The sequence below is a fragment of the Providencia sp. PROV236 genome (assembly GCF_033676985.1).
Classification (GTDB): Bacteria; Pseudomonadota; Gammaproteobacteria; order Enterobacterales; family Enterobacteriaceae; genus Providencia; species Providencia manganoxydans.
Genome location: NZ_CP096297.1, coordinates 2116816 through 2130015 on the forward strand (window position 1 = coordinate 2116816; position 13200 = coordinate 2130015).

General features: G+C 40.7%; 13 protein-coding genes. 8 read left to right on the forward strand and 5 right to left on the reverse strand.

All coding sequences use genetic code 11. From position 1 onward, the window contains the following. The first annotated feature begins 167 nt into the window (after positions 1 to 167). The 3 genes from M1E96_RS09395 (at position 168) to M1E96_RS09405 (ending at position 3504) form a co-directional block, all read left to right on the forward strand. Complete coding sequence (locus M1E96_RS09395; protein ID WP_369427519.1) at positions 168 to 1511, forward strand: D-amino acid dehydrogenase; 1344 nt, start codon at positions 168 to 170, stop codon at positions 1509 to 1511. A gap of 32 nt (positions 1512 to 1543) precedes the next feature. Beyond that, positions 1544 to 2614: an alanine racemase gene (gene alr, locus M1E96_RS09400; RefSeq protein ID WP_272580088.1), complete on the forward strand. Its 1071-nt coding sequence runs from the start codon at positions 1544 to 1546 to the stop codon at positions 2612 to 2614. Positions 2615 to 2751: 137 nt separating this feature from the next. Continuing rightward, positions 2752 to 3504: a MipA/OmpV family protein gene (locus tag M1E96_RS09405; protein WP_070928212.1), complete on the forward strand. Its 753-nt coding sequence runs from the start codon at positions 2752 to 2754 to the stop codon at positions 3502 to 3504. A 64-nt stretch (positions 3505 to 3568) separates the two neighbouring features. Here M1E96_RS09405 and M1E96_RS09410 read toward each other — a convergent pair whose 3' ends face one another. Together M1E96_RS09410 and gapA are read right to left on the reverse strand one after the other, a co-directional pair. Beyond that, positions 3569 to 4450: a D-hexose-6-phosphate mutarotase gene (locus M1E96_RS09410; protein WP_272580089.1), complete on the reverse strand. Its 882-nt coding sequence runs from the start codon at positions 4448 to 4450 to the stop codon at positions 3569 to 3571. Between the two features lie 161 nt (positions 4451 to 4611). Further along, positions 4612 to 5607 carry a glyceraldehyde-3-phosphate dehydrogenase gene (gene gapA / locus M1E96_RS09415; RefSeq protein WP_070928208.1) on the reverse strand — a complete coding sequence of 332 codons (996 nt, stop codon included), beginning with the start codon at positions 5605 to 5607 and terminating at the stop codon, positions 4612 to 4614. A gap of 355 nt (positions 5608 to 5962) precedes the next feature. Between gapA and msrB the strand changes: the two genes are divergently transcribed. The 5 genes from msrB (at position 5963) to M1E96_RS09440 (ending at position 9233) form a co-directional block, all read left to right on the forward strand. Then, complete coding sequence (gene msrB / locus M1E96_RS09420; protein ID WP_070928204.1) at positions 5963 to 6376, forward strand: peptide-methionine (R)-S-oxide reductase MsrB; 414 nt, start codon at positions 5963 to 5965, stop codon at positions 6374 to 6376. A gap of 93 nt (positions 6377 to 6469) precedes the next feature. Beyond that, entirely contained in the window at positions 6470 to 6772 is a 303-nt protein-coding gene (locus tag M1E96_RS09425; protein WP_070928202.1) for a YeaC family protein, read from the forward strand. A 366-nt stretch (positions 6773 to 7138) separates the two neighbouring features. Then, positions 7139 to 8308 (forward strand): colicin-like bacteriocin tRNase domain-containing protein, encoded by a 1170-nt coding sequence (locus M1E96_RS09430; RefSeq protein WP_272580090.1) that lies wholly within the window; start codon positions 7139 to 7141, stop codon positions 8306 to 8308. 8 nt (positions 8309 to 8316) lie between these two features. Continuing rightward, a complete protein-coding gene (locus tag M1E96_RS09435; protein WP_272580091.1) occupies positions 8317 to 8970 on the forward strand; it encodes an HNH endonuclease in 654 nt (217 codons plus the stop codon). 8 nt (positions 8971 to 8978) lie between these two features. Beyond that, a complete protein-coding gene (locus M1E96_RS09440; protein ID WP_272580092.1) occupies positions 8979 to 9233 on the forward strand; it encodes a bacteriocin immunity protein in 255 nt (84 codons plus the stop codon). Between the two features lie 47 nt (positions 9234 to 9280). Here the strand turns inward: M1E96_RS09440 and pncA are convergent, their stop codons facing one another. The 3 genes from pncA to sppA all read right to left on the reverse strand — a co-directional run bounded on the left by pncA (position 9281) and on the right by sppA (position 12988). Beyond that, positions 9281 to 9937 carry a bifunctional nicotinamidase/pyrazinamidase gene (gene pncA, locus M1E96_RS09445; protein WP_070928199.1) on the reverse strand — a complete coding sequence of 219 codons (657 nt, stop codon included), beginning with the start codon at positions 9935 to 9937 and terminating at the stop codon, positions 9281 to 9283. Beyond that, on the reverse strand, positions 9924 to 10943 hold the full coding sequence (gene ansA / locus M1E96_RS09450) for an asparaginase (RefSeq protein ID WP_070928196.1): 1020 nt from the start codon (positions 10941 to 10943) through the stop codon (positions 9924 to 9926). Before ansA ends, pncA begins: the two co-directional genes overlap by 14 nt. Positions 10944 to 11128: 185 nt before the next feature. Then, a complete protein-coding gene (sppA, locus tag M1E96_RS09455; protein ID WP_319066407.1) occupies positions 11129 to 12988 on the reverse strand; it encodes a signal peptide peptidase SppA in 1860 nt (619 codons plus the stop codon). Between the last annotated feature and the right edge of the window lie 212 nt (positions 12989 to 13200).

Below are 13200 nucleotides of genomic sequence, written 5' to 3' on the forward strand. Positions count from 1 at the left end.
GATTTTCATTCAACTAATTGTTTTACAATGCATTGTTATTTTTAGGGTGTTTAGGTTGTTTGGAATAAAAAACTAACATGTAAAGTAAATGTAATGAATTTTGAAGTAATTATCTAAAATGTTAAAAGTGTTAATTAACCATATTGGAAAATAAATCCTAGAATATTATTCTAAGTGAAAATGGTCGTGCTAAAGCAGCAGGGGGAATTATGAAAGTTTTAGTATTAGGTGCAGGTGTTATTGGAGTGACTACGGCTTGGTATTTGGCTCAGGAAGGGCATGAAGTGGTCGTTTTAGACAGACAAATGGATGTTGCAGAAGAAACCAGCGCCGGTAATGCAGGGCAAATATCTCCTGGCTATGCAACACCATGGGGAGCACCGGGTATTCCCCTCAAAGCGGTTAAATGGATGTTCGAAAAGCACGCACCTTTAGCGATTAAGCCCGATGGGACTTTATTCCAATTACGTTGGATGTGGCAAATGCTCAAAAACTGCGATATTCAACATTATGCGATGAATAAAAGTCGTATGGTACGTATTGCTGAATATAGCCGTGATTGCATCAGGCAGCTGCGTGCTGATACCGGTATCAGCTATGAAGGACGCCAAGGTGGTACCTTACAACTGTTTAGAACGGAAAAACAGTTTGAAAGTGCAGCGAATGATATTGCTGTTTTAAAGCAAGAAGGTGTTCCTTATGAATTATTAACCGCGAATGAGTTATCAAAGGCTGAACCCGCACTTGAGTATGTTAAGCACAAATTAACCGGTGGCTTACGTTTGCCTAATGATGAAACAGGGGATTGCCAACAATTTACTAAAAAACTGGCAAAATTGGCGCAAAACGCAGGGGTTAAATTTCAATTCGGCAGCCATATTGAACAAATTTTAACTGAGGGTAATAAGGTCAGTGGTGTTCGTTGTGATGGCGTTATAATGCAAGCCGATCGCTATGTGGTTGCTATGGGGTCATATTCGACTGAGCTATTGGCTAATTTAGTGAAGATCCCAGTCTACCCATTGAAAGGTTACTCTTTAACTATGCCGATTATTGATGCTCAGAGGGCTCCAACTTCAACCATACTTGATGAAACTTATAAAATCGCAGTGACGCGGTTTGATGATAGGATCCGAGTTGGTGGAATGGCTGAAGTGGTTGGCTTTAATCTAAATATACTGAAAAAGCGCTGTGAGACCCTTAAAATGGTCGTGCAAGATCTTTATCAGGGTGGTGGTGATATCGATCAAGCCACATTTTGGACCGGTTTACGTCCTATGACTCCTGATGGCCCCCCGATTGTTGGGTCTACCGCATATACAAATTTATATTTAAACACAGGGCATGGCACATTAGGCTGGACGATGGCATGTGGTTCTGGCAAGTTATTGGCTGATCTGATCTCTGGTAATACTCCAGACATATCTTCAGATGACCTATCAGTACATAGATATATTGATGGTTTTAATACCAAATTAACACCTCGTAGCCAGTTATCACCAGCACGTTGAGCAATTAAAATAACGAAGAATAAGGAATAAACATGCCACGCCCAATTAGTGCGGTGATCCACCTGCAAAATTTTACGCATAATTTGTCTGTTACCCGTCGGCATGCAGGCGCGTCTAAAATATGGTCAGTAATGAAAGCAGATGCTTATGGGCACAGCATTAAACATGTATGGAAAGCATTATCGTCAACAGATGGGTTTGCCATTCTTGATTTGCATGAAGCTATATTATTACGTGAAGAAGGGTGGACAGGGCCTATCCTGTTGTTAGAAGGATTTTTTCAGCAAGATGATCTAAAAGTTGTTGATCAATACCAGTTAACCACCTCGGTTCATAGTGATTGGCAATTGGATGCGATTGAAAATGCGACGTTTACAGCACCTATTTCAGTGTACGCTAAATTAAACAGTGGAATGAATCGCTTAGGTTTTTCACCTGATAAGTATGCTGATGCAGTTAAAAGACTCTCATCAATGTCTAATGTAAGCAGCGTCACTTTAATGACCCATTTTGCCAATTCCGATCTGACAACAGGTACAGACCTGCCACATCAACGGATTAAGCCGTTTATTGATCATAATTATCCCGTATGTATTGCAAATTCAGGTGCAACATTGTGGCATCCTAAAACCCATTATGATTGGGTACGCTCAGGGGTGATATTGTATGGCGCATCACCGAGTGGCAAATGGCAAGATATCGCAGATAAAGATTTACGGGCAACCATGACACTCAGATCGCAAATTATTGGTATGCATTATATTGCAGCGGGAGAATCGATTGGATATGGCAGCAAATTTACCGCGTCACAACCAATGAAAATAGCGACAGTGGCTTGTGGTTATGCAGATGGTTACCCTCGTCATGCCCCAACGGGTACTCCTGTTTGGTTGAATGGCCAGCGATGTGCATTATTAGGTGCGGTTTCAATGGATATGTTAACTATTGATGTGAGTGAATGCCAAGAGGTCAGTATTGGTGATGAAGTTGAATTATGGGGGAAAAATTTACCTATTGATGATGTTGCCCAAGCCGCAGGAACGATTGGCTATGAATTGATGTGTGCTTTAGCGAAAAGAGTACCTGTCTTATATGAAGAGTGAATAATTCATTAAACAATTATTAGACACGGCTATAAATTTAGCTAAAAATGTGATCGGCTGTGCTAGTATTTTGGCTAAGGTCCGCATCAATGTATGATGCACTTTAATGATCAATTTCTTAATATTTCAGGTTTTATATGTCTAAGACAATTAAATTAACATCACTTGCTGTTGCTCTAGGTTTAATATCTTCCGCTGCGGTTGCTGGCACATGGTCAGTTGGTGGTTCTGTTTTGGCACAGTCGACGCCATATAAAGGTATTAAATCGAAAGATTATGTCACGCCAGTTCCGATTGTTAACTATGACAGTGAGAATTTTTACTTTCATACGTTAGCAGCTGGCTATTACTTATGGAATGACCAAGCTGATCAGTTGTCAATTGACGCTTATTATTATCCGCAATTTTTTAAACCTAAAGATAATGACGATCGTGACATGCGTCAATTGGATCGCCGTCGTGATACTGTGATGGGCGGTTTTACTTATAAGCATAAGGCTGACTGGGGTACTATCAGAACCGTTGCTTCTGGCGATATCTTAGGCATCAGTAATGGTTTACGTGCTGAAGTTGCATACCTATATGGTTTCCATGGTGACAAGTGGTCATTAGTACCAGGGGTAGGTATCAAGTGGGATAGTAAAAATCAAAATCGTTATGAGTATGGTGTTTCTTCAAAAGAATCTCGTAATAGCGGTTTAGAGCGTTATCGTCCGGGGGATAGCTGGACACCATATGTAGAATTATCAGGTAATTATCGATTTACTGATAATTGGAGTGCGTTCGCTATGGGTCGTGTTGACCGTTTACCAAGCGAAGTTAAAGATAGCCCAATGGTTAATAAATCTGTTTCTGCGATTGTGTGGAGTGGTATAACGTATACATTCTAATTGCTAAATAGAGATAGATAAAAAACCCCAAAAGTGGAACTGCTTTTGGGGTTTTCTTTAGGTATTACTCTTGAGGTTTATTGTCTCGTGACATCATGACTAGCGAAAGTCGTGCTGGGTTTTGATTCTCGCTTTTCATGGGTTTATTGATCCGAGCAGTTTCCACGCATATCATCTGCCTATAACCATTATTTGGCATATCTTGCATACTGCATGTTAACTCAGCCCATGGATTCCAGCACACGACATCTGAATTATGATAGTGATGAATTTCTATGGTTCGTGACCAGCTATCATCGCGGATCAAGCTGTATTCTTCTGGCTCTGAATAAATTCGATCAGTTTGAGCATTAATTTTTAGTGGTTTGTCCTCATAAACTTCACGATCAGCGACTTTGTCGAAGTAATGGCCACCTAAGCCATATACTGTTGTTTTTTGAATATCACCAATATTAAGGTAAGTATGCATTGCTGCGGTTGTTTCAAAATCACCATAGCTTTCTAATTCAATTTCACAGGTCTCTCCGAGTTTCATGCGTAATATTAGCGTGAATTCATGTGGCCAAAGTTTGCGCGTATATTCCGTATCGGTGAGGGTAAAGGTAAGGATCACACCATCTTCATGCTCATTATGTGCAGTAAATTGCCATGGCAAAATACGTGCAAAACCATGGCTAGGGCTCGCGACAGGACCAAACCAAGGCCAACAAATGGGAATGCCCCCACGAATTGCTGTACCTGTTTTGAAGGCGCTTTCGCTACTTAGCCAAAGGCAGGGTTTTTGCCCATGAGGCTGCCAGTCAATTAATTGTGCTCCTTGAAGACTCACGGCCCCACGTACTTTAGGATGGGATATGAGAATTAAAGGAAGTTCACCTAATTGGCGTTGACTGATATAGGCTGAAAGCTGCTTAATAACCGGTAGAGCAAAGAGTTTATCATGCATAATGATTTGCCTGTGATAAAGGAACTGTGGGTACAAATAGGTTAGCAGAAGTTGTAGGAACAGTCATGATACATAACTGTATAATGATAAATTTTAAGAGAAAATAAACAAAAGAGCCGCCAATTTTGGCGGCTCTAGTTACCCTAAAACGTTAACAGCTCTTATTTAGAGATGTGAGCGATCAGGTCAAGAACTTTGTTTGAGTAGCCAGTTTCGTTGTCATACCAAGAAACCAGTTTTACAAAGTTGTCGTTCAGTGCGATACCTGCTTTAGCATCGAATACTGAAGTCAGTTTTTCACCGTTGAAATCAGTAGATACAACGTCATCTTCAGTGTAACCCAGAACGCCTTTTAGCTCGCCTGCTGCTGCTTCTTTGATAGCATCACAGATTTGTGCGTAAGTTGCTGGTTTTTCCATACGAACAGTTAAGTCAACGACTGAAACGTTAGGAGTCGGAACACGGAAAGACATACCAGTCAGTTTGCCATTCAGTTCAGGAATAACTTTACCTACTGCTTTAGCAGCACCAGTTGATGATGGGATGATGTTTTGAGCAGCACCACGACCACCACGCCAGTCTTTGTGAGAAGGACCATCAACTGTTTTTTGTGTTGCAGTTGTTGCGTGAACAGTCGTCATCAGACCTTCAACGATACCAAACTTGTCATTGATAACTTTAGCCAGAGGTGCCAAGCAGTTAGTTGTACAAGAAGCGTTAGAAACGATTTCTTGACCTGCATAGCTCTTATGGTTAACACCCATAACGAACATTGGAGTGTCGTCTTTAGATGGGCCAGTAAGAACAACTTTCTTCGCACCTGCTTGAATGTGTTTACGTGCAGTCTCATCAGTTAAGAAGATACCGGTTGCTTCAGCAACAACGTCAACACCAACTTCGTTCCACTTCAGGTTTGCAGGATCTTTTTCTGCAGTAACGCGAATTTTTTTGCCATTTACAACTAGGTGACCATCTTTAACTTCAACAGTACCGTTGAAACGACCGTGAGTAGAGTCATATTTCAGCATGTAAGCCATATAGTCTGCATCGAGCAGGTCGTTGATAGCAACGATTTCGATATCAGAACGCTCTTGTGCAGCACGGAAAACGATACGGCCAATACGACCAAAACCATTAATACCTACTTTGATAGTCATAGTATTTCCACCAGCTATTTATTCGTGAATTAAGTTGTAGTTAAAGTTACCAAAACCTTGCCAGCCGTCAAGCGGAATCGTGTCAATTATTGAAAAAAATCAAATCTAGTCGCACTAATTGCTTACTTGTCAGCCACTTTAGAGGCAAATACATCCGCACGTATTATCGGGATTGTGCACAGATAAAGGAACCTGCTATCAGTGATATATGTGAAACCGGTCACAAATCCATATACAAAGCACGCTGTTAATTAGTTTAGAATAGATTTACTGATTTCGTTGTTAATTTTTTGTTGCGTTAAATTGGTGTATTATTAGTTTAATACCACTTAATCTTTCAGTATTTGGGTTTTATATGACAGATAAAGATAAGCAACCGATTGATTTATCGGAGCTAAATGATATTCAGCAATATGTGACTCAACAAGCGGGCACTGAACGACCTTTTACAGGAACGTTATTGCATAACCGTAAAGATGGTGTGTATGAATGCCTATGTTGTGGCACGCCATTATTTCTTTCTGAGACAAAATTTGATGCAGGATGTGGCTGGCCAAGCTTTTATCAGCCAGTCAGCGAAGAAGCGATTAAATATATCGAAGATTTTTCTCATGGTATGCATCGGATTGAAGTGCGCTGTCAAAACTGTAATGCGCATTTAGGGCATGTTTTTCCAGATGGTCCGCAACCTACAGGGCAGCGTTACTGCATTAATTCAGCATCGTTAAGCTTCATCGATGAGCAAACGGGTGAAAAGACCCGTGGATAGGGTGCTGACGCTAGCTGACAGTTTAAAATAACAATAGCAATATCGATTCAGCTTTCTGGATATCGCTAGCTGTATCAATTGAAGGAGTATGATGTGAGCGTTGAATTAGCGCCTGAGCAATTAGAACAATTGTTATCTGTAATGACCCCTGAAATTTATCAGCGCTTAGTGACCGCTGTTGAGTTGGGTAAATGGCCCGATGGGGTCGCATTAACGCCTGAGCAGAAAGAGCATAGCCTACAAATGGTGATGCTGTGGCAATCAAGGAATAATCATTCACCAGAACATATGACAATTGGTACGGATGGGCAAATTACGATGAAAAGTAAGCAGGAGCTCAAATCCATGTTTCAAGGTGATATATTGGCGACATTGAAACCGCAAAATCAAGATTAATTTCATTGGCTCGCCTCTTAAAGCTAATAAGAGGCGAGCCATATCAATAATACTCCATAACGAGAACCTGCTTTCATTCTAATACTTCGGTTTAAATAACCGATTTTTAGCTTGTTTAATTTATTTCCTTTCTTACAAATAGCTTCCCCAATGGTTTTTAATCACCAATAGAATATAGGGTACTAAACGCATTTTTAAGTTCTGTGTTTGGCTTAATTTATATTCATTTCACCTGTAATTTAATCTAATAAAACTCCTTAGTTATTGATAATTAATATTATTTATCAGGTTTTGCCATGAAGATAGCATAAAAGGGCTGTTTCGATAAACAGTCCTTTTAATCTTGCTAATAAATAAGGATATTTTATGGCAAATAATGATTCTCATGACAGCATGAGCGTATCAGCAAGCCCCGATAGTGATGACAACAATGGAAGAGGAACAGGTCCAGAAGGGCGAGGGGATTCGGGGGGGAGTCGTGGCAGCTCTCACTCACGTTCTGTAAATTTTAGCCAAACACCTGAAAAACAAGCCATTATTAACCCACTTATTCTACTCCCTGTCACCATTGCTGTAGTGGAAGGAACATGGGGTGTCACAGTAAGTGCCGTTCGTTCTACACCTACACCATTAGCTCAATTGGTTGCAAAGGTGATTAATTCAGCACCAATAGCTGCTCGAGCTGTAGGATTTACGATTTCTGCAATTTATCCCACCCCCGTTGCGCCAGACAATATTGACCCTTATTTTGCAGAACATCAGCGACAGTTAGCCGATATTGTTGCTAGACAAAATTTGCAGGACAAAACCTATAGTGTGACAGCGCTTCCTGCAAGCCTTGTGACGGATACTCCAATTAGTTCAATAGCTCAATTACAGGAAGTTACAGCAAAGGTCATTGCTGAGCCTGTTATTGATCCAGTAACAGAACAGAAAGTCACTGCATTGACTAAAACCGACCGTAAAGTTTCTGTCGTTAAAGCGACAAGAACTCGCCGTACGAGCGTTTATTCTGTTGCTGCTGTTCCTAATCAACCACCATTGCAAGTCTATGTTGATATGAGGGAACCTAGAGGATTAGCCAGCTCCCCTGCTATTATTGAAAGTGCGTTGCCTGTTTCACTATTACCTAGCCCTGTAGCGCAAACGACCCACCATATCGTTGATTTTGGTGATGAGCATGCGCCAATTTATCTTTCCATCTCTAAACAAAATACATCTCAGCAACTAGCGCTCGAAGTTGAAGAAGCCAAAAGGCGCGATGAGGAGTTTTTAGACACTCATCCCATCGAAGCCGCAGAACGAGAGCTGGCAGCAGCACAAAGCCAGCTCTCTTCGGCAAGAGCTAATTTAGGGTTACGTCAACGACAATTACAGGCATTACAGAATACCTCCGAAGCGTTAGCTTTTACCGATCCACAGCGACATCCGTTAGAAATTCGTTTTGATGATTGGATCAGTGGATTAGGTTCAAGTTATCGTGAGGCAGCGTGTTGTTGCATCTCAATGCGATTATTGATTCGCCGACAAATTTAGCTTTTTTAATGCAGCATGGTGCTACTCGTTATGTTGCAGACGTTTTAGAGGTTAATAATATTGAAGCTCCCACGGAAGGGGGACGACGTGTAGCGCTAGCTGTACGTGATAAGCTGATTGAGCTGTATGATGAGCTGCACCAACGTTTTCTGCGTTCAATAAAACTTATTGATGATGCTGAAAAAATATTGGCGCTTGCGGAAGCTGAAGTCAAAGACGCGGAAGATAAAACCGCGGCAGCAGAAGATAAAGTTGCTAAGGAAAATAAGCGCAGAGAAGAAGGAACAGTTACTGGAAATGGAGAGGCGGTTGGCGAACAGTGGCTAGAAGATGCAAATAAAGGTAATGGTGTTCCAATCCCAGAACAGATCGCTGAAAAACTACGCGGGAAAAAATTTAAAACCTTTGATAAGTTTAGAAAAGCATTTTGGGAAGAGGTGTCGAAAGATCCTGAGTTATTTGATCAGTTTTGTGATGCGAATAAGGGCAATATAAAAAAAGGTAAAGCTCCAGTTCCTGTTGAAGAGGAACAGGTTGGCGGGCGAGTCAAATTTGAGTTACACCATGAAGAGCCGATAGCTCAGGGAGGAGAAGTATATGGTATAGATAATTTACGGGTTGTAACGCCAAAAAGACATATTGGAATTCATAAAAAAGGATAATAAAGGTAATGAAAAATAGTATTAGTGATTATACAGAAGCAGAGTTTATTATTTTTGTCCGAAAATTATTTAATGTTGAGAATACAACGGAAGAAGAGGATATCGCTACTCTTCTTGAATTTAAAAGGCTTAGTGAACATCCCTCTGGCTCCGATTTGATTTATTACCCAAATAAAAATAGGCCAGATACCCCTGAAGGGGTTGTTCAAGAAGTGAAAGAATGGCGAGCGCAGCAAGGGAAACCAGGTTTTAAAGTAGGTTAACTTTGTATATAAAGCTAACCACCCAATGTGTATTTGGGTGGTTTTATTTATTGCAAAGAATCCGTCGTCAGTAAAGTAGCGCCTTTTTGTGACATTTCAGCTAAAGCGAGTTCACTGTCCATGGCTGATAGATTGACACCACGGCAACCATCAATCAGGACATCGACGTTGTAGCCTAACTTTAGTGCATCCATGACTGTAAATTTGACGCAATAGTCGGTGGCTATTCCCATAATAAATAACTGGGTAATTTGTTGCTGTTGTAGCCAAGTATGTAACCGAGTTTGGCTAATTTTATCATTATCAAAAAACGCACTATAGCTATCAACTTGTGGGTTCTCACCTTTCGTAAATACCTCAACAATCGCGTCTCGATTTAATTCAGGATGAAATTCAGCGCCATACTCTCCTTGTACACAGTGATCTGGCCACCAAACTTGCGCAATTCCATTTAATTTACCAATATCCCCCACTTGAGTGCCTGAATTACTGGCAAAGCTGAGGTGGTTCGCAGGGTGCCAATCTTGACTGGCAATAATGGGAATATTTTGCTTTTGGCAAAGCTCTATGGCTTTGTTTGCTGTCTGTATTACAATGTCACTATCTGCAACGGCAAGTGCACCACCAGTACAGAAATCATTTTGTAAGTCTACTAAAAGTAACGCGGATTTAACCAAATCCTCGCTTTGCTTATTCATCGGCATAGCTGAGTTCGCCTCTTAGATTATTTTGCATTAATTCCCGAACATGTGCCGGTGTATAATTTTGACTAAGTAAATAATGTAATTTGCTCAATGCTGCTTCAAATGTCATATCAAACCCACTAATGACACCTGCCTCAGCGAGGGCATGACCTGTCGCATAACCTTCCATATTTACACGACCCGAAATGCACTGAGTCAGATTTACCACAATAATACCTCGGTTTGTTGCATCGTGGAGGATTTTTAGTAATTCAGGCTGCTGAGGCGCATTTCCTACACCATATGAACGTAAAATTAGTGCTTTAACAGGTTGTTGAAGAATATTACGCACAATCTCAATGGATAAGCCTGGGTAAAGCATGACAACACCAATGGGTTGCGGTGTGATGCGATGAGTGATCAAAGAACCAATACCAATAGGTGCAGGGCATGTATTAAAAGTACGTATATGGATCCCAGCTTCCATTAAAGGAGAGCAGTTAGGCGATGTAAATGCATCGAAGCCATCTGCATGCGCTTTGACAGTACGATTGCCCCGATACAATTTATTATTAAAAAATAAGCCAACTTCATTAATCGGATAATTAGCGGCTAAATATAAGGCATTTAGTAAGTTGGTTTGCCCATCTGAACGTAATGCTTCTAAGGGTATTTGTGACCCTGTCACAATAACGGGTTTACGTAAGTTTTCTAACATAAATGATAATGCTGAGGCGGTATAAGCCATGGTATCGGTGCCATGCAAAATAACAAAACCATCATAGCTATCATAATTAGCACTAATATCGTCAGCGATAATTTGCCAATCTTCTGGGGTAATATCAGAAGAGTCAATTAAAGGCTGGTGTTCCCTAATCGTAAATGCAGGCATTTCTGGTCTGTGGAATTCAGGCATTTTAGCTAGCTGTGCTTGCAAGTGTCCTGAAACAGGAATGTAGCCTTGGGGGGAGTGGCGCATACCGATAGTTCCTCCGGTATACACAACGTAAATCGATTTCTTCTGCATTTCATTACCTAGCTTAGTCGGTACTGGATTAGCAGTTAATAATCATATGGATGATTGTTAATGCTGACTTCATTTGATGTTATAACAATTTTGAACGATTTAATTGTGGTTATCTACTGTTTAAGTGGCATTGACTGATGATAAAACGTTGGAACCCCTTTAGTTAAACTAAAGGGGTTGAAAGGTTAGTTAATTTCAGCGCAGTTTAAACAAAACGCATATCGATTTTGTGGATCATTCATTTTTAAGAAAAACTGAGCTTGCTGGCGGATATCGGTTGCAACCGATGGCGGCAGAAAAACTTGTAACATATCAGGCATAACGGCCTGTGCATTATTACTAATCTCTAAAATTAGTTGATCCATAAAGGTCAACTCAGGCTGCATCCAATCTAGCTCAACAGAATCGAGTTTAGCGAGTTCAGCTGCTTTATTTACCGCATCATCAAAATCGCCTAACTGATCAACTAAACCAATTTTTTTCGCATCACTGCCTATCCAAACACGGCCTTGAGCGATAGCATCAATCTCTTCGGGGGTTTTATGTCGTGATTTAGCCACTAAATTAATAAAGTTTTTATAACCATTTTCAATGGTGACTTGCATCATATCGGAAAACTCAGAGCTAATTCCTTTTGTCACAGAAATATCTGCAAGAGAGGTTGTCGAAACGCCATCAGTGTATACACCGACAGAGTCCAAGGCATTTTCAAACGTATTGATCACACCAAAAATACCGATCGAACCCGTTATCGTACTTGGGCTAGCAATAATGTAATCGGCAGGGGTTGAAACCCAATAACCGCCAGAGGCAGCCATACCTCCCATAGAAACGACAACGGGTTTACCCGCCGCTTTAGCTGAAGCAAGTTCACTACGAATTAATTCCGAAGCGGTTACGCTACCACCAGGGCTATTGACGCGTAAAATAATGGCTTTGATATTCGGATCAAGGCGAGCATCACGAATTTGTGTGCTGATAAGATCGCCACTTGCGATCCCCGGTGCTTGAGGGCCATCCATTATCGCACCTTGCACAACGATGACAGCGATATTACCTGCCGGTGTTTCTGTGCCAATATTGGTTAGTTTTCCAGAGTAATCATAAATGCTGATATAGTTGAAATGTTTATCATCTTTATTCCAACCAAATTGCTTTTTAAGCACATTTTCAGCTTGTTCACGGGTATAAATTTTATCAACCAATTTTTGGTTTAAAGCGTATTGTGCGCTATCTCCACCTGCGGCCCGAAGCTTACTGATTAATGTATCAGAACCGGGGAAGATCCCTTGAACATTAGTTTTACGATTTTGCGCGAGTGTATTAAGGTAGTTATCCCATAGTGCGTTTAGCCATTGTTTGGTTGCCTCTCGAGCTTCTGGGGACATGTTGTCACGCATCAGTGGTTCTACCGCTGATTTGTAGGTACCAACACGGAAAATATGGCTACTTACTTTCAGTTTTTCTAACAGTGATTTGTAATAAAGTGTATTAGTAGAAAAACCTTGGATACCGACCATTCCTTGTGGCGCCATAAAAATCTGATCAGCATAGCTTGCTAAGTAATATTGAGACTGGGTATAACCATCACCAACGGCGTAAATTGGTTTTCCCGAGCTCTTGAAATCAGCAATTGCCTTACCAATAAAATTAAGAGAAGGTTGATCTGCGCCGACAAGATTATCTAAGCGGAGTACCATACCTGTGATGCGATCATCGGTTGCTGCGTTGCGGATGGTATCCACAATATCGAACAAGGCGTTTTCTTGCATACGACTGTTTGGCGTGCCTAACAGTTCACGGCTCATACGACCAAAGGGATCTGGTGTTGAAACTTGATCAACGACAACACCTTGTAAATCAACATAAAGTGCACCAAAGTAATTTGGATCAGGTTTTGATTCGGATTGATATAATGCTATCGAACCAATGACTAAAAAGCACAGTACTAAGAAAATGGTATTGAATACCAGTTCCCGAATAAAATTTAGTATTCGCCAGCTAAATTTAAAGACAGTGGCGATGATCTCCCATATTTGACGCATATTTTCTCCAACACACGAATTTGCACTGATATCTTAATGAAATAAAAACAGTTGTCTGCAATTGAATGATATTTTTATGCATAACAAAGCGATTTAGAGCGTTGTACAATATCGTGATGATATTTTTCAAAACATATAGATGATATAATTCAATCAATTAATCAAGTAGAGCCCATGATGTTGGCCGGTAGCTGAATGACAAACTGGGTTCC

What these genes read in the sequence shown, in the direction of transcription:
- sppA (WP_319066407.1), bottom strand. Translation starts at nt 12,988, where the DNA reads ATGCGTCAAATATGGGAGATCATCGCCACTGTCTTTAAATTTAGCTGG.
- M1E96_RS09430 (WP_272580090.1), top strand. Translation starts at nt 7,139, where the DNA reads ATGGCAAATAATGATTCTCATGACAGCATGAGCGTATCAGCAAGCCCC.
- M1E96_RS09435 (WP_272580091.1), top strand. Translation starts at nt 8,317, where the DNA reads ATGCAGCATGGTGCTACTCGTTATGTTGCAGACGTTTTAGAGGTTAAT.
- gapA (WP_070928208.1), bottom strand. Translation starts at nt 5,607, where the DNA reads ATGACTATCAAAGTAGGTATTAATGGTTTTGGTCGTATTGGCCGTATC.
- pncA (WP_070928199.1), bottom strand. Translation starts at nt 9,937, where the DNA reads ATGCCGATGAATAAGCAAAGCGAGGATTTGGTTAAATCCGCGTTACTT.
- M1E96_RS09440 (WP_272580092.1), top strand. Translation starts at nt 8,979, where the DNA reads ATGAAAAATAGTATTAGTGATTATACAGAAGCAGAGTTTATTATTTTT.
- alr (WP_272580088.1), top strand. Translation starts at nt 1,544, where the DNA reads ATGCCACGCCCAATTAGTGCGGTGATCCACCTGCAAAATTTTACGCAT.
- M1E96_RS09410 (WP_272580089.1), bottom strand. Translation starts at nt 4,450, where the DNA reads ATGCATGATAAACTCTTTGCTCTACCGGTTATTAAGCAGCTTTCAGCC.
- ansA (WP_070928196.1), bottom strand. Translation starts at nt 10,943, where the DNA reads ATGCAGAAGAAATCGATTTACGTTGTGTATACCGGAGGAACTATCGGT.
- msrB (WP_070928204.1), top strand. Translation starts at nt 5,963, where the DNA reads ATGACAGATAAAGATAAGCAACCGATTGATTTATCGGAGCTAAATGAT.
- M1E96_RS09405 (WP_070928212.1), top strand. Translation starts at nt 2,752, where the DNA reads ATGTCTAAGACAATTAAATTAACATCACTTGCTGTTGCTCTAGGTTTA.